This window comes from Blastochloris viridis, assembly GCF_001402875.1.
In the GTDB taxonomy this organism is placed as follows: domain Bacteria; phylum Pseudomonadota; class Alphaproteobacteria; order Rhizobiales; family Xanthobacteraceae; genus Blastochloris; species Blastochloris viridis.
Genome location: NZ_CP012946.1, coordinates 584,187 through 605,806 on the forward strand (window position 1 = coordinate 584,187; position 21,620 = coordinate 605,806).

Genomic DNA, 21,620 nt, shown 5'->3' on the forward strand with positions numbered 1-21,620 from the left:
GATTCGGCGGCGATGACGGCCTCGCTCCGGCAAGAGGAGGGGGAAGCTTCCGATGTTGCAGGACTCCTCGAGCGTCCGACCGATCGTTCGGCCGGGTTTGCGGCCAGGCGCAGGCGGTTGCGGCGGGGCGCGTGGCGACGGGCTCGAGCGCCTGCTCGGTCAGGTCCGGGCGGTGGTGCCGTTCGACTGGTTCCTGGCGGTGGGCCGGCCGTTCCGCGGCATCAGCTCCGACAGCGGCGTTCTGCTCGCCTGCAGCAGCCAGCCCGATATCCGCGACGCCTTCTTCCAGCCAGACTGGCCCAAGCTCGACCCGCAGGTGCGGGCGTTGAGCGCGCGGCGGGTGGTGACCACGGCGGAGATCCGCGCCGCGGCGGCGGACGCCCCGATGGTTCGATGGCTGGCGGAGCTGGAGCGCAGCGTCGGTGGCGAGGCGGTCGGCGTGCCGATCAGCTATTGCGGCCGCGACGGCGGTTTCGTGCTGTTCCGGCGGGCGGCGCCGTTCTCGCCCGACGATGTCGAGTTTCTCACCCTGGCGGCGCCCGCCATTCACAGCACCGCTGCCGAGCTGCGGACGGCGGTCGCCGACGAGCTGACCCGGCGCGAGCGGGAATGCCTGAGCTGGGCGTCCCACGGCAAGACCGCCGGCGAGATCGGCACCATTCTCGGCATTTCCGAATACACCGCGGTGGCCCATCTCAGCTCGACCATGGCCAAGCTGCGGGCATCGTCGCGGGCGCACGCGGTCGCCCAGGCACTTCGCCTCGGCCTTATCGATTGAATCCCGTTAGCGGTTTCATTGCAGCCGGCCGGCGGGACCATCCGCAAGAAAAGTGGAAAATTATTGAATTCAATTGGTGACAGGCTTGGCACTGGCCGAGTTTCTCCAAGAATTCCGTCACTGTTCCGCCGGACGAGATAGTCGTTCTCGCGCTATGTTGCGGATTTGACTTGGTGATGCCGGTGGCAGAGCGGTCGCAACGTAAACGCGGCGCACGCGCCGCCCCGGCAACCGGAATGCGCGCGCAAGAGTTGCGTGAGTTGCCCGTTAATTCGGAAATGCGCTTACCGAATTTGCCACGTAAGCGTGTGGTTTCCACAGCCGAAGTGATTCGACGCCGTTTCATTATTAGAAATGGGAATATTCGGTGGTCGGATGATACGGCATGTTGCGGTTGGGGATAGCGAGTGATTCGTGCTGGTGGAGCATAGGGAACCGTCAGCAGAAGGGTTTGCAGATGCGCATAGACTATTGCGACGCTGAAAGACCGGACGCAACAGAGGGTGCCGCCACCGTAACATTTACGGCAGCTCCGCCGAGAGCTGCAACCGGTGCTGTGCCGTTATCGCCTGGCTTGATCGATACCGAAACCGTCAACGCTGCGCTCGAGCAGGTGATGCGCAGCGCAAGGTTGCGGAGTGCGGTACAACTTCGGCGATTCCTGGCCTTCGTCGTCGAAGAGAGCCTCGTCGGCCGCGGCGACAAGCTGAAAGCCTATACCATCGCCACCCGGGCGCTCGGGCGCTCCTCCGATTTCGACCCCGGCAAGGACCCGATCGTGCGCGTCGAGGCCACCCGCCTGCGCGCGGCGCTGACGGCGTATTACGCCGAGGAAGGTCGCGAATCGCTCATTCGCATCCACATGCTGCCGGGGTCCTACCGGCCGCTGATCGAGCTGCGCGACTCGCCCGGCATCGCCGCGGTCGACGTGACTGCGGACGTGCAACCGGCGGACGAGCCGGCGCCGGCCTCGGCGGCGGCGACGACGGCGCGGTCGTCCCGGCTGGTGCTGGGCATCGCCGTCGCCGCGCTGGCGTGGTCGGTGGTCAGCAGCGCGGTGGTCGGCTACGGCCTCTATGCCCTCAACCACCACACCGCGACCCTGCACGGCGGGGCGGGCAACGGCCAGCAAGTGTCGGCCACCGAGCCTGCCGCCGCCGGAGCCCCGGCCGCGGCAGGACGCTGAGCCCGTCGCCAGGGCATGCCCGCCGCTACCGTCGGCGGCGGGCCCGCATTGGGCGCCGGATCGCCGGCCAAGCTGAGGCCCAAAGCGGACGACAATCGATAATGAATTGATTCGGCATGACAAAATGTCCTGCGATTTCGCATGAAATCGGCCGGGCGACTGCCTATATTCCGGAAGTCCGATTCCTCAGCTTTCCGGGACTTTTTCCGTTTATGGTCGAACCCGTTCGCAAGCCCGCCTCCGAAACCGATTATGGGGCCGAGTCGATCACCGTGCTGCGCGGCCTCGACGCCGTGCGCAAGCGCCCCGGCATGTATATCGGCGATACCGACGACGGCTCGGGCCTGCACCATATGGTCTATGAGGTGGTCGACAACGCCATCGACGAGGTGCTGGCCGGCTTCGCCTCCCACGTTCGGGTGTGCCTCAACGCCGACGGCTCGGTGACCGTGACCGACGACGGCCGCGGCATCCCCACCGAAATCCACTCGGAGGAGGGCGTTTCCGCCGCCGAGGTGGTGATGACCCAGCTCCACGCCGGCGGCAAGTTCAACCAGAATTCCTACAAGGTGTCGGGCGGCCTGCACGGCGTCGGCGTCTCGGTGGTCAACGCGCTGTCGAGCTGGCTGAAGCTGACGATCTGGCGCGAGGACACCGAGCACTTCCTGGAGTTCCGGCGCGGCGATCCGGTGTCACCGCTGGTCGCGGTCGGGCCGGCCAACGGCCGCCGCGGCACCGAGGTGACATTCCTGCCCTCGACCGAAACCTTCACCATGGTGGAGTTCGACTTCGCCACCCTGGAGCATCGGCTGCGCGAACTCGCCTTCCTCAATTCCGGCGTCCGCATCCTGCTGGAGGACTGTCGCGGTCCCGAGCCGCGCAGCGAGGAGATGCATTACGACGGCGGGGTCGAGGAGTTCGTGCGCTTCCTCGACCGCAACAAGACGCCGCTGGTGCCGGCGCCGGTGGTGTCGAAGTCCGAGCGCGACGGCATCACGGTGGAATGCGCGCTGTGGTGGAACGACGGCTACCACGAGTCGGTGCTGGTGTTCACCAACAACATTCCGCAGCGCGACGGCGGCACCCACCTCGCCGGCTTCCGCGCCGCGCTGACCCGGCACGTCACCGCCTACGCCGAATCCTCCGGCCTCACCAAGCGCGAGAAGGTCGACCTCACCGGCGACGACTGCCGCGAGGGGCTGACCGCGGTGCTTTCGGTCAAGGTGCCGGACCCGAAATTCTCCTCGCAAACCAAGGACAAGCTGGTGTCGTCCGAGGTGCGGCCGGTGGTGGAGAACCTGGTCGGCGAGGCGCTGTCGGTGTGGTTCGAGGAGCACCCGGCCGAGGCGAAATCGATCGTCGGCAAGGTGGTGGAGGCGGCCGCGGCGCGCGAGGCGGCGCGCAAGGCGCGCGAACTCACCCGCCGCAAGGGGGCGCTCGACATCTCCTCGCTGCCCGGCAAGCTGGCCGACTGCCAGGAGAAGGACCCGGCGAAATCGGAACTGTTCCTGGTCGAGGGCGACTCGGCCGGCGGCTCGGCCAAGCAGGGCCGCGACCGCGCCTATCAGGCGGTCCTGCCGCTGCGCGGCAAGATCCTCAACGTCGAGCGCGCGCGGTTCGACAAGATGCTGTCGAGCCAGGAGATCGGCACCCTGATCACCGCGCTCGGCACCGGCATCGGCCGCGAGGAGTTCAACCCCGACAAGCTGCGCTACCACAAGATCATCATCATGACGGACGCCGACGTCGACGGCGCCCACATTCGCACCTTGCTGCTCACCTTCTTCTTCCGGCAGATGCCGGCGCTGATCGAGCGCGGGCACCTTTATATCGCCCAGCCGCCGCTCTACCGGGTCACCCGCGGCAAGAGCGAGCAGTACCTCAAGGACGAGCGGGCGCACGAGGACTATCTGATCGACGCCGGCCTCGACGAGACCACGCTGACGCTGGCGTCCGGCGAGGTGCGCGGCAGCGGCGACCTGCGCCGCCTGGTGGAGGAGGCGCGCACGGTGCGCGGCATTCTCCATGGCCTGCATCCGCGCTATCCCCGCCCGGTGGTGGAGCAGGCCGCCATCGCCGGCGTGCTGACCCCGGCGGTGTTCGACGATCCCGACAAGGCGGCGGAGGCGGCCGGCTATATCGCGCGCCGGCTCGACGTGGTGGCCGAGGACATCGAGCGCGGCTGGGAGGGCGAGTTCTCCGGCGGGTCGTTCCGCTTCGCCCGCGTGTTGCGCGGCGTCAAGGAGGTCGCCACCATCGACGCGGCGCTGCTGTCCAGCGCCGACGCCCGCAAGCTCGACGCCCACGCCGTGGCGCTGCAGGAGGTCTATGCCCGCCCGGCGACGCTGGCGCGCAAGGGCGACGTTCAGGCCATCTTCGGCCCGGTCGGGCTGTTCGAGGCGGTGACCAATGCCGGCCGCAAGGGCGTAGCGCTGCAGCGCTACAAAGGCCTCGGCGAGATGAACCCCGAGCAATTGTGGGAGACCACGCTCGACCGCAACGTCCGCACGCTGCTGCAGGTGAGGATCAAGGAGATCGACGAGGCCGACGACATCTTCACCAAGCTGATGGGTGACGTGGTGGAGCCGCGCCGCGAGTTCATTCAGGACAACGCCCTGACCGCCAGCGTCGACGTGTGAGGCGAACCCGGCCGATCAGGCCGGCGTGTCGTCGGGCGGCCGCCGCAAAAGCCCGCTTCGATCGACCGCCGCCGCCGGAGCGGACGGTCGGTGCCGCGCGGGGGCATCAATACCGCGGTGCGAAATCGAGGGTGCCGTGAGGCCGACGATGTGGTGACACGGGCGCCCGCGGCCGCCCGACCCGCCGCTCGGGGCGGCGCCTTGCCGCTCAGTGCGTGCCGGTCAGCCGGCAGATGCCGCAGACGTGGTTGATCTTGACCTCGTCCTGCCGCTCCAGCGAGACGATGCCGCGGCGGCGCAGCTCGGAGAAGGCGCGCGACACCGTTTCGATGGTGAGGCCGAGATAGTCGGCGATCTCCTGCCGCGTCATGCTCAGGCGGATGGTGGCGAACAGCTGCTCGCGGCCGTGGTGGGTCGGGCAGATGTGCAGCGGCACGAACCGCATCAGGAAACTGGCCACCCGTTCCAGCGCCGACTTGCGGCCGAGCAGCACGGCGTGCTCGTGCAGCGCGCAAATCTGCGATTGGACGCAGCGGTTCAGCCGCGCCAGAAAATTGGGCGAACGCTCCACGGCGGTGCGCTCGAACGAGGTCACCAGCGTCGGCGTCAGCGTCTCGGCGGAGGAATCGAAGCTCGGCTTGAACGAGAGGCCGAAAATGTCGCCTGGGCCGAGCAGCTCGACCACCTGGCGGCGACCGTCGGGCAGCAGCTTGTAGAGCATCACCGCGCCGTCGACGACCTGGAAGATGCGGTCCGCGGGGTCACCCTCAAGGAAAACCAGCGCGTGCTGGGCGAATCGAACCCGCTGGCCTTCGATCTCGCAGTCGCCTTCGTGAACGGGCAGCACCGGCGGCGCATGAAGGACGGGGGTGTGACCGCAGCGTGCGGCAGATTCACCCTGCCGCTCCTCGATGAGTTGCTTCATGGTTCCCCCGTCTTGCCGGAAAAACATACGGCTCCGGCTTGCTTATTGCGAAAAGCCTAGTCTGGCGGCCTCCGGGCGATAGCCGGTTACGTACTTAGGGATAACGCCGGACCGTGGCGCCGCAACCCGGCCGCGCCATCTGTTGGCGTAACGATCGGGACCCGTCAATGACGGGTGGCTACGCATCCGGGGTCGGAGCCATGCGTCGGGCGCATATCAGCCAAGTTCTTGCGTCAGGATGTCCTCGGTCAGGGGCTTCCGCAGCAGACGCGGGATTTCCATGCCGCGGAACTGCGCCTCGATCGCCGATTGCGGCTGGCCGGAAATGGCGATGATGGCGGGCGGGTTGGCCAGATGCTGCAACCAGCGGATCACCTTCACGCCGCTGATGCCCGGCAGCAGCAGGTCGATGATGATGGTATCGCCGGACCCGGGCGGTTCCTGGCGGAAAAACGTTTCAGCATCGGGATACGCAACTGCCTGATGTCCCAGGCTCTTGAGGAGCAGGACCAAGGCATCTCTGACTCCCGGATCGTCTTCGACAATATGGATTGTCACCTTCAACGCTTCCAAAATCGGCAATCGTCAGTAGCCGTCCACCGCCAGCCGCTAGAAAAGACCGTCGTTCGACCCGACAACAATGCGGGGAAATGCGACGGCGCGGTGAACCGCACGAATTCTCCCGCCCGGTGACCGCCGGTGCGCGCGCTCTTGCGCCCTGTGTTCGTCATCGGCGCGGTCGCGCCAGGGTTGCGGCGCCCGGTCCGCTCACTGATTGCGGCTTTCGGTCAGCACGATCCGCACCAGGTCGGCGGCGTTCTTGGCGCCGAGCTTTTCCATGATGCGGGCGCGGTGCACCTCGATGGTGCGCGGGCTGATGCCGAGGTGGCGGCCGGCCTCCTTGTTGGAGGCGCCGGAGGCGATCTGCGCCAGCACCTCGCGCTCGCGCGGGGTGAGCAGGTCGTGGCCGGGAAAGCTGATGTGGAGGAAGTCGGCCTTGCCGTTCTGGGTGCGGCGGACGCTGGCCTCGATCGCCTCGCGCACCCGCGACACCACCGTCTCGGCGTCGAACGGCTTCTCGATGAAATCGAGCGCACCGTTCTTGATGGCCTCGACCGCCATCGGGATATCGCCCTGGCCGGAGATGATGAAAATCGGCGCCGGGTAGTGCTGGGCGTTGAGGTCGCGCAGGATGTCGAGCCCGGAGCGGCCGGGCATGTGGACGTCGAGCAGGATGCAGGCCGGCGTGCGCGAGCGCGCCGCCACCAGGAAGGCGCCGCCATCGGCAAAGCCGGTGACGTGGAATCCCTCGATGGTCAGCACGGTCGCGAGCGCGTCGCGGACCGCGGGATCGTCGTCGACAACGAAGACCTCGTTGGCGCCCATTGCTTGAGTCGTCGGCATGGTCTTCCTCTTGCTCGCCTTCTTGCTGTCCTTCGCCCGTCAGGTGCGGGCCGCGGCGACCGGCCGTTCGCGCCTGCTCACCACCTGCGCTGGCGGCCCGGCACGCCGGTGGCGTCGGGCCGTCGAACCGTGCCGGGCGCTCTCGTGAAATCGACGATTTCGCGAAACGCCGTGTCCCGGACCACCGCGCGGCTGCCGCCGCAGTCGGTATGATGCTGACGCCGAATTTCCACGCCGCTGCCGCCGGGCGCAATGGGAAATTCGTCGCGCGCCGTTCGCCGCCAGCCCGCCGCCCGAGAGGGTCTCGGCCGCGTTCCGATCGAGCGGTGCTGCCGTGTGCCGGATGTGGTCTGCGTCGGTCGTCACGACGGCGCCGTCCGCGAAATGGGCAGCTTCAGCACGAAACAGGCGCCGTGGCCGTTGCCGCCGGGGTCCACCGTCAGGTCGCCGCCATGGTTCTGCGCGATGGTGCGCGAGATGGCGAGGCCGAGGCCGAGCCCGGTGCGCTTGGAGGTGACGAAGGCGCGGAACAGGTTCGGCACCGCGTCGGGCGGAATGCCGGGACCGTTGTCCTCGACCGCCATCTCCACCATGTCGTCGCAGGTGCGGGTGGTGACCTGCACCTCGGGCGAGTCGACGTTCTTGACCACCTCCAGCGCGTTGCGCACCAGATTGACCACGATCTGCTGGATCTGGACCGGGTCGACCAGCACCTGCGGCAGGTTGTCGGTGAGCGCGCGTGTCATGCGGGTGCCACGGCGGTGGCCGAGCAGCGTCAGTTCCACCGCGTCGTCGACCAGCGGGTTGAGGTCGAGCAGGCGGCGCTCGGGCTCGCGCTTCTCGACGAACTGGCGCATGCGCTGGATGATGTTGCCGGCGCGCTCGGCTTCGCGCACCGCCTTGTCGAGAATGAGCTTGGTGTTCTCGGAGAAGCCGCTGCTGCCGCCCAGCCGCGCCGTCTCCCGCGCATTGGCGCGCGAAATCGCCTGCAGATAGAGCATGACCGCGGTGAGCGGCTGGTTGAGTTCGTGCGCCAGCGCCGCGCCCATCTCGTCCATCGCCGACACCCGCGCCATGTGCAGCAGGTCGGTCTGCAACTGGTTCAGCCGCTGTTCGGCCTCCTTGCGGGGGCGAAGGTCGCTCAGGAAGCCGACGAACTGGCGGCCTTCAGGGGTGATGGCCTCGCCCACCGACAACTCGACCGGGAACGAGGTGCCGTTGCGATGCTGGCCGCGCACCTCCCGCCCGATGCCGATGATCTTGCGGACGCCGGTTGTCAGATAATTGGCGACGTAATCGTCGTGTTTGGAGGCGTAGTCCTCCGGCATCAGGATGCTGATGTTGTGGCCGCGGACCTCGTCTTCGTTCCAGCCGAACAGCTTCTCGCATGCCTGATTGAACACAAGGATGCTCCCGCTCTCGTCGATGACGACGATGCCATCGACGGCGGTGTCGAGCACGCTGTCCAAGCGGGCGTCGGACACGGAACGCGGGTTGACGAAGGCGTGGATGAGACTCACTCCTTAGGTTAAATTCCTAGTTCGAATCTGGCCCGTCCTGGCGTCGACCGCAAGTGCTTGCAACAGCGCGGCTATGCCGATTTCGGCGGGATCGGCATAGCCCAGGGTGCCCGGCGCGCTAAAGTTCAAGGTGTCGCGCCCGGAGGTCCGCAACACCCCTGATCGGACTGCCCGCTATGGAGGATACGCTGGCGCGCGCTAGCGGATTACCGATCCATGCGTTTTTGCCCGGTCGGTGCCGGCCGGCCGCCGCCGGCACGGGGCGGTGGCGCAGCTGCGCTGCGCCGGCTATGACCGGCCATCGCCGCCTGCAAGGGTTATCATGCGCTCGCCCGATCCGTCCCCGCCCGAAGCCGCAACGCCCAAGGTCGCGTTCGAGGGCGCCTGCGTCACGATCGAGGATCGTGCCATCCTGCTTTCGACCACGCTCACCCTCGCCGAACGGCGGGTCGCCATCATCGGCGCCAACGGCTCGGGCAAGAGCACGTTCGCCCGCCTGGTCAACGGCCTGATTGCGCCGACCGCCGGCCGCGTCACCGTCGATGGTCTCGACACCGTCGCCGATGCCGCCAAGGTTCGCCGCACCGTCGGCTTCGTGTTCCAGAACCCCGACAACCAGATCGTCTTTCCGATGGTGTCGGAGGACGTCGCGTTCGGCCTGAAGAATGTCGGCCTTGCCAAGGCTGAGATTCCGGCCCGCATCGCCGCTGAGCTCGGGCGATTCGGCATCGCCCATCTCGCCGAGCGCGCCAGCCATTCGCTGTCGGGCGGCGAAAAGCAGATGGTGGCGCTGTGCTCGGTGCTGGTGATGCGGCCAAGGCTGATTGTGTTCGACGAGCCGACCACGCTGCTCGACCTGAACAACCGCAACCGCCTGCGCGCGGCCATCGCGGCGCTGCCGCAGTCGGCCATCGTCGTCACCCACGATCTCGATCTGATCGGTGAGTTCGACCGGGTGCTGGTGATCGAGGACGGCCGGGTGGCGGCGGACGATGCGCCGGCCGCCGCCGTCCCCTGGTATGTGGGGCGGGCGTCGTGACCCCGCTTTATTTCCCCGGCGACAGCGTGCTGCACCGGGCCCCGGCGGGGGTGAAGCTGCTGGCGCTGGCCGGGCTCGGCACTGCGCTGTTCCTTACCACGGCGCTATGGATTCTCGTGCCGGCGGCGGTGGTGGCGGCGGCGGTGCTGGCCGCGCTGCGGCCGCCGCGTGAGCGGGTGCGCCGCCAGCTCGCCGGCGTGGCGGTGCTGATCGCGGTGGTGGCGGTGCTGGCGGCGCTGTCGAGCGGGCTCCACCATGGCGCGGTGGTGGCGTCGCGGTTTTCGGCGCTGGTGGTGGCGGCGCTGGTGGTGACGCTGTCGACCCGCAGCGCCGACATGCTGGAGGCGATCGAGCGCGCGCTGGCGCCGCTCGACCGCCGTGGTCTGGTCGACGCCGCGCGGGTGTCGCTGGCGGTGTCGCTGGTGCTGCGCTTCGTGCCGGGCATCCTCGGCCATTACCGCGAGGTGCGCGAGGCCCAGGCGGCGCGCGGGCTCGACGCCAATCCGCTGGCCTTGATCGTGCCGCTGGTGGTGCGCACGCTCAAGGACGCCGACGACGTCGCCGCCGCCATCGAGGCGCGCGGCTTTCCGCCCGCCCGGGCCGGCGACTGACGGCGCCAGAAGCAAGGCTCGGGCGGAAAGAGGTCGGGCGGAAGAGCAAGCCTCGGGCGGATCGCGCAGCGCCGGTCGCTGCTCCCACCGCGCGCCGCGAATTTCCTGCAAGCCTCGCGGATCATGGGTCCCCTTCCCTCGCATCGCTTTTCGCGATGCTCGCCGGGGACGACAGGTCGAGGTTCCGCGCACCAACCTCGACGCGTCATCCGCGGGGCGAGCCGGCGCACCACCTCGACGCGTCATCCTCGGGCGAGGCGCTGGAGGCGCCGAGAGGCGGCGCTGTGCGAAGGGCGAATTGCCGGCGGCGGCCGATCCGTGGTGTGGTGGGCGTTCTGTTCGGGGGCACCATGACCATTCGCGACATCGTTCTCATTGCGCTGTTTGGCGCGATCATCGTGGCGTTCGGCGCGGTGCCGGCGATTCCGGTCGCCGGCATTCCGGTGCCGATCACGCTGCAGAACCTCGCGGTGATGCTGGCGGGTGCGGTGCTCGGCCCCAAGCGCGGCGCCGCCGCCACCGCGCTGCTGATTTTGCTGGTGGCGCTGGGGTTGCCGGTGCTGTCGGGCGGTCGCGGCGGGCTCGGCGTGCTGCTGGGCCCCTCCGGCGGCTTTTTGATCGGCTTCGTTGCCGCCGCCTACACCATCGGCTGGCTGGTCGCCCGGTTCGGCCAGGGCCGCGGTCCGGGGTGGCAGCGGGCGGCGGTCGTCAGTCTTGCCTGCGTGGTCGGCGGCATCGGCGCCTGCTACGCGCTCGGCATTCCCTGGTTGGCGTTCTCCGCCGGGCTGTCGCTCAAGACCGCGGCGCTGGGCTCGCTGGCGTTCGTGCCGGGCGACCTCGCCAAGGCGGTGGTCGCCGGGCTGGTCGCCCACGGCGTGCGCCGGGTCTATCCGATCCCGCTGAAATAACTCAGGATGTCCGGCCGATCGCCTGCCAGCCGATGTCGCGGCGGCAAAAGCCGCCCGGCCAATCGATGCGGTCGACCGCGGCATAGGCCTTCGCCTGCGCCTGCTCGATGCTCGGCGCCATCGCGGTGACGCCGAGCACGCGGCCGCCGGCGGCGACGATGTCCTCGCCCCGCCGCGCCGTGCCGGCGTGGAACACCACCACGTCGAGGTCGCCGGCGGCGGCCTTGTCGAGGCCGCGGATAATCGAGCCCGAGGTCTCGATGTGGCCGGGATAGCCGTTTGCCGCCAGCACCACGGTGAGGGCGGGGGCGTCGTACCAGCGCAGCTCGATGTCTGCCAGCGTGCCGTCGCGGGCGGCGGCCAGCGCCGGCAGCAGGTCGGAGATCAGCCGCATCATCAGCACCTGACACTCCGGATCGCCGAACCGGACATTGTATTCGATCAGCTTGGGGCCGGCGGGGCCGACCATCAGGCCGGCATAGAGGATGCCCTTGAACGGGCAGCCCTTGTCCGCCATCGCCTTGAGGGTCGGGCGGATGATGGTCGCCATGGTGTCCTCGACCATGGCCTTGGTCATCACCGGCGCCGGCGAATAGGCGCCCATGCCGCCGGTGTTGGGACCCTCATCGCCGTCGAAGGCGCGCTTGTGGTCCTGGGCGGTGGCGAGCGGCAGCGCGGTGACGCCATCGCTGAGCACGAAGAACGAGGCTTCCTCGCCCTCCAGGACCTCCTCGATCACCACCTCGGCGCCGGCAGCGCCGGCGAACAGGTGGTCGATGGCGGCCTCCGCCTCCTCGATGGTCGCGGCGACCACCACGCCCTTGCCGGCGGCAAGCCCGTCGGCTTTGACCACGATCGGCGCGCCGTGCCGGCGGACATAGGCCTTGGCGGGCTGTGCGGCGTCGAAGCGGGCGTAATCGGCGGTGGGGATGCCGGCGTCGCGGCACAGGTCCTTGGTGAAGCCCTTGGAGCCTTCGAGCCGGGCTGCCGCCTTGGTCGGGCCGAACGCCTTGATGCCGGCGGCCTCGAGGTCGTCGACCAGGCCGGCGACCAGCGGCGCCTCGGGGCCGACCACCACGAGGTCGATGCTCTTGACCCGGCAGAACGCGATCACCGCGGCATGGTCGGCCGGGTCGAGCGCGATGCAGGCTGCCTCCTCGGCAATGCCGGGGTTGCCCGGCGCGCAATAGAGCCGGGTCAGCCGCGGGCTCGCCGCCAGCTTCCAGGCCAGCGCATGTTCGCGGCCGCCCGAGCCGATCAGAAGGACATTCATGTTGACTCACTCCCGCTCCGGCGGAGGGGTAGCGGGCAGGGCGGCGGACTGCAAGCCCGCTGCGGCAGTGCACCGGTGGCGCTGCGCTTTACGCGGACGGGGAAGCGGCTACAGGATTGTAACCGCCCGCCGAGGTGGGCAGAATTCCGCATAACGCGGGAAAGGACATTCGAAAATGGATCGTCTCGTCACGGTGTTCGGGGGGTCGGGCTTCGTTGGGCGCCACGCGGTGCGGGCGCTGGCGCGGGCCGGCTGGCGGGTGCGTGCCGCGGTGCGGCGCCCGGACCTCGCCGGGCATCTGCAGCCGCTCGGCTCGGTCGGCCAGATCACCGCCATCCAGGCCAATCTGCGCGATGCGGATTCGGTCCGCCGCGCGGTCGAGGGCTCGGAGGCGGTGGTCAACGCCGTCGGCATCCTGTTCGAGACCGGCCGCCAGCGGTTCGGCTCGGTCCACGCCCAGGGCGCCGGCACGGTGGCCGAGGCGGCTGCGGCGGTCGGCGCGCGCATGGTGCACATCTCGGCGATCGGCGCCGACGCTGCGTCGGGCTCGATCTACGCCCGCACCAAGGCCGAGGGCGAGGCCAAGGTTATTGCGGCGGCGCCGGGCGCGGTGATTCTGCGGCCCTCCATCGTGTTCGGCCCGGAGGACGGCTTCTTCAACCTGTTCGCCAGCCTCGCCCGCATCTCGCCGGTGCTGCCGCTGGTCGGCGGCGGCACCACCTGCTTCCAGCCGGTCTATGCTGGCGACGTCGCCAAAGCGGTGGTGAAGGGGGCGGATGGCCAGGCGGCGCCCGCCGTCTACGAGCTCGGCGGCCCGGAGGTGAAGACCTTCCGCGAACTGTTGGAGCTGATCCTGAACATCACCGGCCGCAAGCGGCTGTTGGTGCCGCTGCCGTTCTGGGTGGCCTATCTCCAGGCCTCGGTGCTGCAATATCTGCCGAACCCGCTGATGACGCCGGACCAGGTGACGCTGCTCAAGACCAACAACATCGTCTCGCACGCCGCGATCGATTCGGGCCGCACGCTGGAGGGGCTCGGCATCCAGCCCACCGCGCTGCTCACCATCCTGCCGAGCTATCTGTCGCGGTTCCGCCGCACCGGCCAGTTCGCCGGCTCGTCGGCGGTCTGACACGGTTTCGGCGTTCGCGGCGCGATCTGGCGACGCCGCCTCGCGCCGGCGGTTACGTTGTTACCGGCGGGCAGTGTTACCGGGGGGCAGTGGCGGGGCGGCGCGCCCCGCCACGCTCGGCGCCGGCTCATCCCACCAGCCACAGCGCCAGCAGGCCGGCCGTTCCCGCGGCGATGCGGTAATAGGCGAACGGCGCGAAGCCGTGGCGGGAGATGAAGTCGAGCAGCGATTTCACCACCAGCACCGCGGCGCAGAACGCGGCGACGAAGCCGACGAAGATCAGGAGGCCGTGGTCGACATCGAGCGTCGACCAGTTCTTGTAAAGGTCGTAGCTGAAGGCGCCGGCCATGGTCGGCAAGGCGAGGAAGAACGAGAATTCGGCGGCGGCGCGCTTGTCGACCCCGAGCAACATGGCGCCGACGATGGTGGCGCCCGAGCGCGACACGCCGGGGATCATCGCCACGGTCTGGCAACAGCCGATATAGAAGCAGGTCAGCGGCGACAGCGCGGTGGCGTCGTGGTGGCGCGGCGTCAAGGTCAGGCGGTCGACGATCAGCAGCGCCACGCCGCCGACGATCAGGCTGACGCAGATCAGTGCCGGCGTATGGAACAGCACAGTTTTGATAAAGCCGTGCGCGGCAACGCCGATCAGCGCCGCCGGCAGGAATCCGGCGACGATGCCGATGACGAACCGCCGCGCCGCAGGGTCTGTCCGCAAGCGCATCGCAATGCCGGTAAACTTGGCGAAGTAGACCACCAAGATCGCCAGGATCGCGCCGAGCTGGATCAGGACCTCGAAGGTCTTTCCCGGCGAGTCAAAGCCGAGAAAATGCCCGGCGAGCAACAGATGTCCAGTGGATGAGACCGGTAAGAATTCGGTAAGACCTTCGAGAAGTCCGAGGCAGGTCGCTTCGATCAGATCGCCGAGCGTCATATGTCACCCTTGGCCGGCGGGCTCAGCAGGCAGGATGCGGCTGAACCGGCACGCCGTTCTTCCATAGCCGCAAGCTTTACTGCAAGCATTTCCCCCATTGCTCCGGGGCTGGGCGGCAATGGTACCGTTGACGCTCCTCCAGCCCGCGGTTATAGAGCCAGCGTGCGAGTTGCGGCCCGGCACGCCGGCGAGCCGGGAAGCTCGCGTGAGCGATCCAGATAAGCAGCCCTGCAGGCGCGGCGTCGGGCCGCATCGAAAGGCACAGGATTCCAGGAATGGCCAATACCAGTTCCGCTAAGAAAGCGGCCCGTAAGATCGCCCGGCGGACCGCGATCAACAAGATGCGGCGCACCCGGGTGCGCACCGCGGTGCGCAAGGTCGAAGACGCGCTCGCCAAGGGCGATGCCGTCGGCGCCGTTGCCGCGCTCAAGCTCGCCGAGCCGGAGATCATGCGCTCGGTCGGCAAGGGCATCCTGCACCGCAACACCGCCGCCCGCAAAGTGTCGCGCCTGACCAAGCGGGTGAAGAAGATCGGCGCCTGACGCCGTCGGTCGGCCGGGCCCGCATCGCGACGATGGGCGGGTCTGTTCCAGAACGGAACACCAAATCAAAAAAGGGCGCCGGAGCTGGTCTCCGGCGCCCTTTTGCGTTGGGCGGGCCCCGATCGGGTGCCAAATCGGCTTAATCTGCGTTTACCCTATTGACACACTTTTCGGAATTTCCGGCTTTTTGCGCGGCGCAGTAGCGTTGGGGGCTCGGCTCGCCCGCACAAATTTTCTATATGTAGGACAAGAGCTTGGACCCTAAGGGCGATGGGGGGGTCGGGCCGGGACCCGGTTTGGGGGCAAGGCAAAGCTGGTGTAGCCGTATCGTGGCCGGGCCGGTCGGGGGGGCGTCCTCCCCAGGATTCCAACAGAGTCCTCAGCGATTTGCCGGCTGAGCATCGGGCCGCGACGACCGCTTTCGTTTCGGGTGCGGTTCGGCCGCATCGCCAGTCCGGTTGCGAAGGGCGGGAGGCGTGTTAAGACTCCGTTCACCTGGGGGCGATCCACAGGTGAGTTTGTGTGGGACCAGATTTTTTTGAGTCGGATGCGGGGAGCTTTTTATGATGATTCGAATTTCTGCCAGGGTCTTGTGCATGGCGTAAGAATTCTGTGAGCGTTCTACTCGAACGTTTGTTCGGTAGATGATTGACCGGTCGCAAGACGGCGATTGGATTCATTCAAATCGACATACCAAGTAAAAAGAGCTGCGCGTTGTTGCAGCCGGGGGAACACTATGTCCGTGATTATCGGGAGCCGCACCCTCCGCGCGGCCGCCGCGCTGACGGCCCAGGTTGCGAACGCTGATAGGCTCAGTTGGACGCGGCTCCGGCTCGACGTGGGCGCCGAGTGCACCGCCGGCGGACGAGGTGGCGGCGGCGGGCCCGGGATCCGGTCCGGCACCTAACGCGTGACATCAACCGGCGCCGCTGGCGCGCTTTCGGCGCGCCGCCCCGGTATCTCTTCAGTACAAGTTGAGTTTTGCTCTCTGCCCTAATCGGGCAGAGCGAGGTCCTTGCGACCCTATCGATAAGAAAATGGAGCGGCAAATGTACAAGAGCGAAGGTATCGCGAGCGGGTTTTTCCCCGGCCACAAGTCGGCGCGACCCGCGCAGGGGTCATTTGCCCGCACGCCGGCGCGTTTCGACTCGCAGACGGCCGCTGCTTCCTGGGATCGTGTGCGCTCGCGCCTGAAGTCGACGCTGGGCGAGGAGGTTTATACGAGCTGGTTCGCCTGCATGCAGCTCGACGCCGTGGCGGGCGAGGGCGTGCAGCTGTCGGTGCCGACCCGGTTTCTGAAGAGCTGGATCCAGACCCATTATGCCGAGCCGCTCGACACTTTTTGGCGCGAGGAGGTGCCGACCCTCAAGCAGGTCGACCTCGTGGTGCGCTCGGCGGTGGCCCGCATGCCGCTCCGTCCGGTCGGCGAGCAGGCCGCAGCGCCGAAGGCGACGGCTGCCGCCGCCGTTGCGCCGAGGCCGCGCACGGCCGTGCCGTTTGCCGCCGAGGCGCCGATGGCGAGCGTCGACGGGCTGCCGGCCTCGCCGCTCGACCCGCGGCTGAATTTCGATACCTTCGTGGTCGGCCGCTCCAACACCCTGGCACACGCCGCCGCACGGGAGATCTCCGAGTGCCGCGCCGGCGAGAGCACCCGCTTCAACCCGCTCTACGTCCATTCCGCCGTCGGGCTCGGCAAAACCCACCTGCTGCAGGCGATTGCGTGGCAGGCCAGCCGGCTCGGCCGCCGCGTGCTCTACCTCACCGCCGAGAAGTTCATGTTCGGCTTCGTCGCGGCGCTGAAGAATCAGACCGCGCTGGCGTTCAAGGAGGCGCTGCGCGGCATCGACCTTTTGATCATCGACGATCTGCAGTTCCTGCAAGGCAAGTCGGTGCAGCAGGAGTTCTGTCACACTCTCAATGCCTTGATCGATTCGGGCCGTCCGGTGGTGATCGCCGCCGACCGTCCGCCGGCGGAACTTGAGAGCCTGGACGAGCGGGTGCGCTCGCGCCTCGCCGGCGGCCTGCCGGTCGAGATCGGGCCGCTCGAGGAGGAGCTGCGCCGCTCGATCCTCGCCGCCCGCATCGGCCAGATCCGCGCCAAGCACCCGGGCTTCGAGGTGCCGGACGAGGTGGTCGGCTACGTCGCGGCCCAGGTCACTGCCAATGGCCGCGACCTCGACGGTGCCCTGAACCGGCTGCTCGCCCACAACACGCTGACCAGCTGCGCGGTGACGCTGGAGATGGCCGAGCACGCCATCCGCGATCTGGTGCGCAGCCCCGATAACACCAAACGGGTGCGGATCGAGGACATCATCCGCATCGTCGCCGAGCATTCCGGCATCACCAAGCAGGATGTCCTGTCCTCGCGCCGCACCGCCAATGTGGTGCTGCCGCGTCAGGTCGCGATGTACCTTGCCAAGACCCTGACGCTGCGCTCGCTGCCGGAAATCGGCCGGAGGTTCGGCGGCCGCGATCACACCACGGTGCTGCACGCCGTACGCAAGATCGAGGGCAAGACCAAGACCGATCGCGGCTTTGCCGAAGAGGTCGAGCTTCTCAAACGCCGAATTCTCGAATAAACACGTCAGTCCGGCGCGGAAGCGGGCTGAAGCGCGGCGGGCCTGCCCGAGGCGCAATGGCCTGCGCTCCGGTTCGGCGTTTGCCGAAACTGTCGGGCGTTTCGCTGACGCGGCGACGGATGTATTTGCTGGATTGTCTGCCGTGCGGTTGCGTGTCGCCGGCCTTCGAGGTGTCTTCATGCGTACCGTTGTTGAGCGCGCTGACCTCGCAAAATCGCTCGGCCACGTCCACCGGGTGGTGGAGCGGCGCAATACCATTCCGATTCTCGGCAATGTGCTGCTGCGTGCCGACGGCGCCCGGCTCGAGATGAAGGCCACCGACCTCGACCTCGAGGTGGTCGAATCGATTGCCGCCGACGTCAAGGTGGCCGGCGCCACCACCGTGCCGGCGCACATGTTCTACGACATCGTGCGCAAGCTGCCGGAGGGCGCCGAGATCTCGCTCGAGGCGGACGCTGAAAAGGGCACGCTGGTGATCCGTGCCGGTCGCGCCCGCTTCCAGTTGCAGACGCTGCCGGAGTCCGACTTCCCCGACCTCACCGCCGGCGAGTTCGGCCACCGCTTCGCGCTCAGCGCCGCCGAGCTCAAGCGCCTGGTCGACAAGACCCAGTTCGCGATCTCGACCGAGGAGACGCGCTACTATCTCAACGGCATCTACCTCCACACCGTGCCGGGTGCGGACGTCGAGTTGCTGCGCGCGGTCGCCACCGACGGCCACCGCCTCGCCCAGATCGAGCTGCCGGCGCCGGCCGGCGCGGTCGGCATGCCGGGCGTGATCGTGCCGCGCAAGACCGTGGCCGAGGTGCAGCGCCTGATGGAGGATGGCTCGGCCGAGGTGGTGGTGGAACTCTCCACCGCCAAGATCCGCTTTGCCTTCGGCGACATCGTGCTGACCTCCAAGCTGATCGACGGCACCTTTCCCGATTATGTGCGGGTGATCCCGGTCGCCAACGACAAGACCCTGGTAGTCGACAAGGCCGATTTTGCTGCGGCGATCGACCGGGTGTCGACGGTGTCGAGCGAACGCGGCCGCGCCGTCAAGCTGGCGCTGTCGGAGGGCAAGCTGGTGCTGACGGTGGTGAACCCCGACTCCGGCTCTGCCACCGAGGAGATCGAGGCCGAATACGCCGCCGATCCGCTCGAGATCGGCTTCAACTCGCGTTATCTGCTGGAGATCACTGGCCAGCTCGAGGGCGACGAGGCCGAGCTGAAACTGGCCGACCCCGGCTCGCCGACCCTGGTGCGCGACAAGGGCAGCCAGGGCGCGCTCTATGTGCTGATGCCGATGCGGGTGTGAGCGGGCGAGGTCGGCGGGATTCGGGCCGGCGCAGGGTCGGCAGATGATGACCTCGGTCGAGGCTCCGCCCGATTGCCGCCCCGCCGCGCGGGTGCGGCGGCTGGCGCTGGTGAATTTCCGCTCCTGGCGCCACGTGGTGATCGAGCCCGGCGCGGCCTCGGTGGTGCTGGTCGGCGCCAATGGTGCCGGCAAGACCAACATTCTCGAAGCGATCTCCTTCCTCGCCCCCGGCCGCGGCCTGCGCCGCGCCACGCTGGAGGAGGTGGCGCGGGTCGGCGACGGCTTGTCCGGCGATGGACCGCCCGGCGACGGATCTTCGGGCGATGGATCCTTGGGCGAAGGATCCTGGGCGGTGTCCGCCGAGATCGACGGACAGGTCGGGCCGGCGCTGCTCGGCACCGGCATTGCGCCGCGCGGCGCGGGCGGGCCGCCCACCGTCCGGGAGTGCCGCATCGACCGCGCCCCGGTCGGCTCGGCGGCGGCGTTCGCCGAGCATCTCGCGATCGCCTGGCTGATCCCGCAGATGGACCAGCTGTTCACCGGGCCGGCCGCCGAGCGGCGGCGCTTTCTCGACCGCATGGTGCTGGCGGTCGATCCCACCCATGGCGGGCGCATCAACGCGCTGGAGCGGGCGCTGCGCTCGCGCAACCGTCTCCTGGAGCAGGGCACGGCTGACACGCGCTGGCTCGACGCGGTTGAGCACGAGGTCGCCGAGGTGGCGGTGGCGGTGGCGGCGGCGCGGGCCGAGACGGTGCGCCGGCTGGTCGGCGAGATCGCCGCGACGCGCGCGGCGTCCGGGCCGTTTCCGTGGGCCGGCATTGCCGTCGACGGCTGGCTGGAGGCGGAGGTCGGCGGCACCCCGGCGCTGGCGCTGGAGGATCGCTACCGCGCCCGCCTCGCCGACGCCCGTGCGCGCGACCGCGCCGCCGGTCGCACGTTGGAGGGGCCGCACCGCTCCGACCTCATCGTCATCTACGGTCCCAAGGGCGTGCCGGCGGCGAGCGCCTCGACCGGCGAGCAGAAGGCGCTGCTGGTCGGGCTGGTGCTGGCGCAGGTGCGGCTGGTCGGGGCGATGACCGGCCTCTTGCCGGTGCTGCTGCTCGACGAGATCGCCGCCCATTTCGATCCCGACCGCCGGGCCGCGCTTCACCGCGCGCTGGCCGATCTCGGCGTGCAGGCGTGGATGACCGGCACCGACGCTGCGGCGTTCGCGGCGGTGGGGGCGGAGACGGTGCAGTTCCGGGTCGAGCCGGGGGCAATCGAGCCGATCGGCTGACGAACCGCCAAAAGAAACGAGCCGCCGGACCAAGGTGTCCGGCGGCTCGACGTGGCGCCCTCCCGACCGGCGGTACCCTGCAAGAAGGGCCGCCGGGCGGCTCGTTGAACGTGACGCTGCCCACGCGCCGCGGCGATGGGCAGATGCGGATGGCCGTGGCGAACCGATGGCCCTCGGAAAACCGCATCGGCGGGCGGCACGGCGGCGGGTGCCGCCGCTGTGCCGTTGTCGTTACTCGGCGGCGATCGCCTGGCGGGTGAACGGCAGGCCAAGCTTCTTCCACACCGCGACCAGCGCGCCGGCGAGATGGTCGATCAGCGCGTCATTGTGGAACGGGGTGGGGGTGATGCGCAGCCGCTCGGCGCCGACCGGCACGGTCGGGTAGTTGATCGGCTGGATGTAGATGCCATGCTCGGCGAGCAAAAGGTCGGTCGCCGCTTTGCACTTCTCGGCGTCGCGCACCATCACCGGCACGATGTGGGTGTCGGTCGGCATCACCGGCAGGCCGGCATTGGCCAGCACCGCCTTGGCGCGGGTGGCCTGGGCGTGCTGACCGTCGCGCTCGGCGGTCGAGGCCTTGAGGTGGCGGATCGAGGCAGTGGCGGCGGCGCAGATTGCCGGCGGCAGCGCGGTGGTGAAGATGAAGCCGGCGGCGTGCGAGCGAACCGCGTCGACCACGGCTTCGGTCGAGGTGATGTAGCCGCCGAGGCACCCGAACGCCTTGGCCAGCGTGCCCTCGACGACGTCGATGCGCTGCATGTGGCCGTCGCGTTCGGCGATGCCGGCGCCGCGCGGGCCATACATGCCGACGGCGTGGACCTCATCGATATAGGTCATCGCGCTGTACTTCTCGGCAAGGTCGCAGATCTCGCCGATCTTGCCGATGTCGCCGTCCATCGAATAGACGCTCTCGAACACGATCAGCTTGGGGCGCTCCTTGCCGGCGGCCTTGAGCAGGTCTTCGAGATGCTCCATGTCGTTGTGGCGGAAAATCTTCTTCTCGCAGCCGGCCTGCTTGACGCCCTCGATCATCGAATTGTGGTTGAGCGCGTCGGACAGGATCAGGCAGTTCGGAATCAGCTTGGCAAGCGTCGAAATGCCGGTCTGGTTGGAGACGTAGCCGGAGGTGAACACCAGGCCGGCTTCCTTGCCGTGGAGGTCGGCGAGTTCGGCCTCCAGCGTCACCAGCGGGTGGTTGGTGCCGGAGATGTTGCGGGTGCCGCCGGCGCCGGTGCCCATGCGGGCGGCGGTCTCGGTCATCGCCTGAACCACCGCGGGGTGCTGGCCCATGCCGAGATAGTCGTTGGAGCACCAGACGACGACGTCGCGCGGGCCTTCCGGCGAATGCCAGGTGGCATGCGGGAACTCACCGGCACGCCGCTCGAGGTCGGCGAACACCCGGTAGCGTCGCTCGGCCTTCAGGCTCTCGACGGCACCACGGAAGAAGGTCTGATAATCCATGCTACGCTCCTCGGAGCCCTTCGGGGCCGGTCCACTGCATGTTCGCCCCACCATGGACACCAGCGGGCGAAAGCAGCCTTGATCTGCGTCAAGCGCAAATGACAAAGCCGAACGGCGGC

The 21,620-nt window shown here is 68.4% G+C and carries 18 protein-coding genes; 11 read left to right on the forward strand and 7 right to left on the reverse strand.

All coding sequences use genetic code 11. The annotated features are described in order from the left end of the window. The first annotated feature begins 52 nt into the window (after positions 1-52). From BVIR_RS02660 to gyrB, 3 genes are all read left to right on the forward strand, one after another. Positions 53-778, forward strand: coding sequence for a helix-turn-helix transcriptional regulator (locus BVIR_RS02660; RefSeq protein ID WP_082416596.1), 726 nt, complete (start codon positions 53-55; stop codon positions 776-778). 574 nt (positions 779-1,352) lie between these two features. After that, positions 1,353-1,964 carry a hypothetical protein gene (locus BVIR_RS02665; protein WP_055036316.1) on the forward strand — a complete coding sequence of 204 codons (612 nt, stop codon included), beginning with the start codon at positions 1,353-1,355 and terminating at the stop codon, positions 1,962-1,964. Positions 1,965-2,176: 212 nt separating this feature from the next. Beyond that, positions 2,177-4,603 carry a DNA topoisomerase (ATP-hydrolyzing) subunit B gene (gene gyrB / locus BVIR_RS02670; protein ID WP_055036317.1) on the forward strand — a complete coding sequence of 809 codons (2,427 nt, stop codon included), beginning with the start codon at positions 2,177-2,179 and terminating at the stop codon, positions 4,601-4,603. Between the two features lie 208 nt (positions 4,604-4,811). Here the strand turns inward: gyrB and BVIR_RS02675 are convergent, their stop codons facing one another. From BVIR_RS02675 to BVIR_RS02690, 4 genes are all read right to left on the reverse strand, one after another. After that, complete coding sequence (locus BVIR_RS02675) at positions 4,812-5,528, reverse strand: helix-turn-helix domain-containing protein (RefSeq protein WP_055036318.1); 717 nt, start codon at positions 5,526-5,528, stop codon at positions 4,812-4,814. A gap of 216 nt (positions 5,529-5,744) precedes the next feature. Continuing rightward, positions 5,745-6,110 carry a response regulator gene (locus tag BVIR_RS02680; protein ID WP_236823670.1) on the reverse strand — a complete coding sequence of 122 codons (366 nt, stop codon included), beginning with the start codon at positions 6,108-6,110 and terminating at the stop codon, positions 5,745-5,747. A gap of 186 nt (positions 6,111-6,296) precedes the next feature. After that, positions 6,297-6,932, reverse strand: coding sequence for a response regulator transcription factor (locus tag BVIR_RS02685; RefSeq protein ID WP_236823672.1), 636 nt, complete (start codon positions 6,930-6,932; stop codon positions 6,297-6,299). A 362-nt stretch (positions 6,933-7,294) separates the two neighbouring features. Beyond that, positions 7,295-8,452: a two-component system sensor histidine kinase NtrB gene (locus BVIR_RS02690; RefSeq protein WP_055036321.1), complete on the reverse strand. Its 1,158-nt coding sequence runs from the start codon at positions 8,450-8,452 to the stop codon at positions 7,295-7,297. A gap of 322 nt (positions 8,453-8,774) precedes the next feature. Here BVIR_RS02690 and BVIR_RS02695 point away from each other — a divergent pair, with 322 nt between their 5' ends. The 3 genes from BVIR_RS02695 to BVIR_RS02705 all read left to right on the forward strand — a co-directional run bounded on the left by BVIR_RS02695 (position 8,775) and on the right by BVIR_RS02705 (position 11,010). Then, positions 8,775-9,491 carry an energy-coupling factor ABC transporter ATP-binding protein gene (locus BVIR_RS02695; protein WP_055036322.1) on the forward strand — a complete coding sequence of 239 codons (717 nt, stop codon included), beginning with the start codon at positions 8,775-8,777 and terminating at the stop codon, positions 9,489-9,491. After that, entirely contained in the window at positions 9,488-10,102 is a 615-nt protein-coding gene (locus BVIR_RS02700) for an energy-coupling factor transporter transmembrane component T family protein (protein WP_197604386.1), read from the forward strand. Before BVIR_RS02695 ends, BVIR_RS02700 begins: the two co-directional genes overlap by 4 nt. A gap of 350 nt (positions 10,103-10,452) precedes the next feature. Then, on the forward strand, positions 10,453-11,010 hold the full coding sequence (locus tag BVIR_RS02705; RefSeq protein ID WP_055038627.1) for a biotin transporter BioY: 558 nt from the start codon (positions 10,453-10,455) through the stop codon (positions 11,008-11,010). A gap of 1 nt (position 11,011) precedes the next feature. On the opposite strand, the gene purD is transcribed toward BVIR_RS02705, so the two are convergent. Beyond that, positions 11,012-12,283 carry a phosphoribosylamine--glycine ligase gene (gene purD / locus BVIR_RS02710; RefSeq protein WP_055036324.1) on the reverse strand — a complete coding sequence of 424 codons (1,272 nt, stop codon included), beginning with the start codon at positions 12,281-12,283 and terminating at the stop codon, positions 11,012-11,014. Positions 12,284-12,458: 175 nt separating this feature from the next. On the opposite strand from purD, the gene BVIR_RS02715 reads away from it, so the two are divergent. Continuing rightward, positions 12,459-13,412, forward strand: a complete 954-nt coding sequence (locus BVIR_RS02715; protein WP_055036325.1) for a complex I NDUFA9 subunit family protein — start codon at positions 12,459-12,461, stop codon at positions 13,410-13,412. A gap of 127 nt (positions 13,413-13,539) precedes the next feature. Here BVIR_RS02715 and BVIR_RS02720 read toward each other — a convergent pair whose 3' ends face one another. Beyond that, positions 13,540-14,346: an undecaprenyl-diphosphate phosphatase gene (locus BVIR_RS02720; protein ID WP_055036326.1), complete on the reverse strand. Its 807-nt coding sequence runs from the start codon at positions 14,344-14,346 to the stop codon at positions 13,540-13,542. A gap of 275 nt (positions 14,347-14,621) precedes the next feature. On the opposite strand from BVIR_RS02720, the gene rpsT reads away from it, so the two are divergent. The 4 genes from rpsT (at position 14,622) to BVIR_RS02740 (ending at position 20,040) form a co-directional block, all read left to right on the forward strand. Next, entirely contained in the window at positions 14,622-14,888 is a 267-nt protein-coding gene (rpsT, locus tag BVIR_RS02725) for a 30S ribosomal protein S20 (protein ID WP_055036327.1), read from the forward strand. 1,049 nt (positions 14,889-15,937) lie between these two features. Continuing rightward, complete coding sequence (gene dnaA / locus BVIR_RS02730) at positions 15,938-17,467, forward strand: chromosomal replication initiator protein DnaA (RefSeq protein WP_082416598.1); 1,530 nt, start codon at positions 15,938-15,940, stop codon at positions 17,465-17,467. Between the two features lie 178 nt (positions 17,468-17,645). Beyond that, positions 17,646-18,764 carry a DNA polymerase III subunit beta gene (gene dnaN, locus BVIR_RS02735; RefSeq protein ID WP_055036329.1) on the forward strand — a complete coding sequence of 373 codons (1,119 nt, stop codon included), beginning with the start codon at positions 17,646-17,648 and terminating at the stop codon, positions 18,762-18,764. A gap of 43 nt (positions 18,765-18,807) precedes the next feature. Further along, entirely contained in the window at positions 18,808-20,040 is a 1,233-nt protein-coding gene (locus BVIR_RS02740) for a DNA replication/repair protein RecF (protein WP_236823673.1), read from the forward strand. Positions 20,041-20,271: 231 nt separating this feature from the next. Here BVIR_RS02740 and hemA read toward each other — a convergent pair whose 3' ends face one another. Then, on the reverse strand, positions 20,272-21,501 hold the full coding sequence (gene hemA / locus BVIR_RS02745; protein ID WP_055036330.1) for a 5-aminolevulinate synthase: 1,230 nt from the start codon (positions 21,499-21,501) through the stop codon (positions 20,272-20,274). Positions 21,502-21,620: the final 119 nt, after the last annotated feature.

Excerpts from the sequence above, each read along its gene's own strand:
- BVIR_RS02660 (WP_082416596.1), top strand. The coding sequence starts at position 53 with ATGTTGCAGGACTCCTCGAGCGTCCGACCGATCGTTCGGCCGGGTTTG.
- gyrB (WP_055036317.1), top strand. The coding sequence starts at position 2,177 with ATGGTCGAACCCGTTCGCAAGCCCGCCTCCGAAACCGATTATGGGGCC.
- BVIR_RS02675 (WP_055036318.1), bottom strand. The coding sequence starts at position 5,528 with ATGAAGCAACTCATCGAGGAGCGGCAGGGTGAATCTGCCGCACGCTGC.
- BVIR_RS02685 (WP_236823672.1), bottom strand. The coding sequence starts at position 6,932 with ATGCCGACGACTCAAGCAATGGGCGCCAACGAGGTCTTCGTTGTCGAC.
- BVIR_RS02695 (WP_055036322.1), top strand. The coding sequence starts at position 8,775 with ATGCGCTCGCCCGATCCGTCCCCGCCCGAAGCCGCAACGCCCAAGGTC.
- BVIR_RS02705 (WP_055038627.1), top strand. The coding sequence starts at position 10,453 with ATGACCATTCGCGACATCGTTCTCATTGCGCTGTTTGGCGCGATCATC.
- purD (WP_055036324.1), bottom strand. The coding sequence starts at position 12,283 with ATGAATGTCCTTCTGATCGGCTCGGGCGGCCGCGAACATGCGCTGGCC.
- BVIR_RS02715 (WP_055036325.1), top strand. The coding sequence starts at position 12,459 with ATGGATCGTCTCGTCACGGTGTTCGGGGGGTCGGGCTTCGTTGGGCGC.
- BVIR_RS02720 (WP_055036326.1), bottom strand. The coding sequence starts at position 14,346 with ATGACGCTCGGCGATCTGATCGAAGCGACCTGCCTCGGACTTCTCGAA.
- rpsT (WP_055036327.1), top strand. The coding sequence starts at position 14,622 with ATGGCCAATACCAGTTCCGCTAAGAAAGCGGCCCGTAAGATCGCCCGG.
- dnaA (WP_082416598.1), top strand. The coding sequence starts at position 15,938 with ATGTACAAGAGCGAAGGTATCGCGAGCGGGTTTTTCCCCGGCCACAAG.
- dnaN (WP_055036329.1), top strand. The coding sequence starts at position 17,646 with ATGCGTACCGTTGTTGAGCGCGCTGACCTCGCAAAATCGCTCGGCCAC.
- BVIR_RS02740 (WP_236823673.1), top strand. The coding sequence starts at position 18,808 with ATGATGACCTCGGTCGAGGCTCCGCCCGATTGCCGCCCCGCCGCGCGG.
- hemA (WP_055036330.1), bottom strand. The coding sequence starts at position 21,501 with ATGGATTATCAGACCTTCTTCCGTGGTGCCGTCGAGAGCCTGAAGGCC.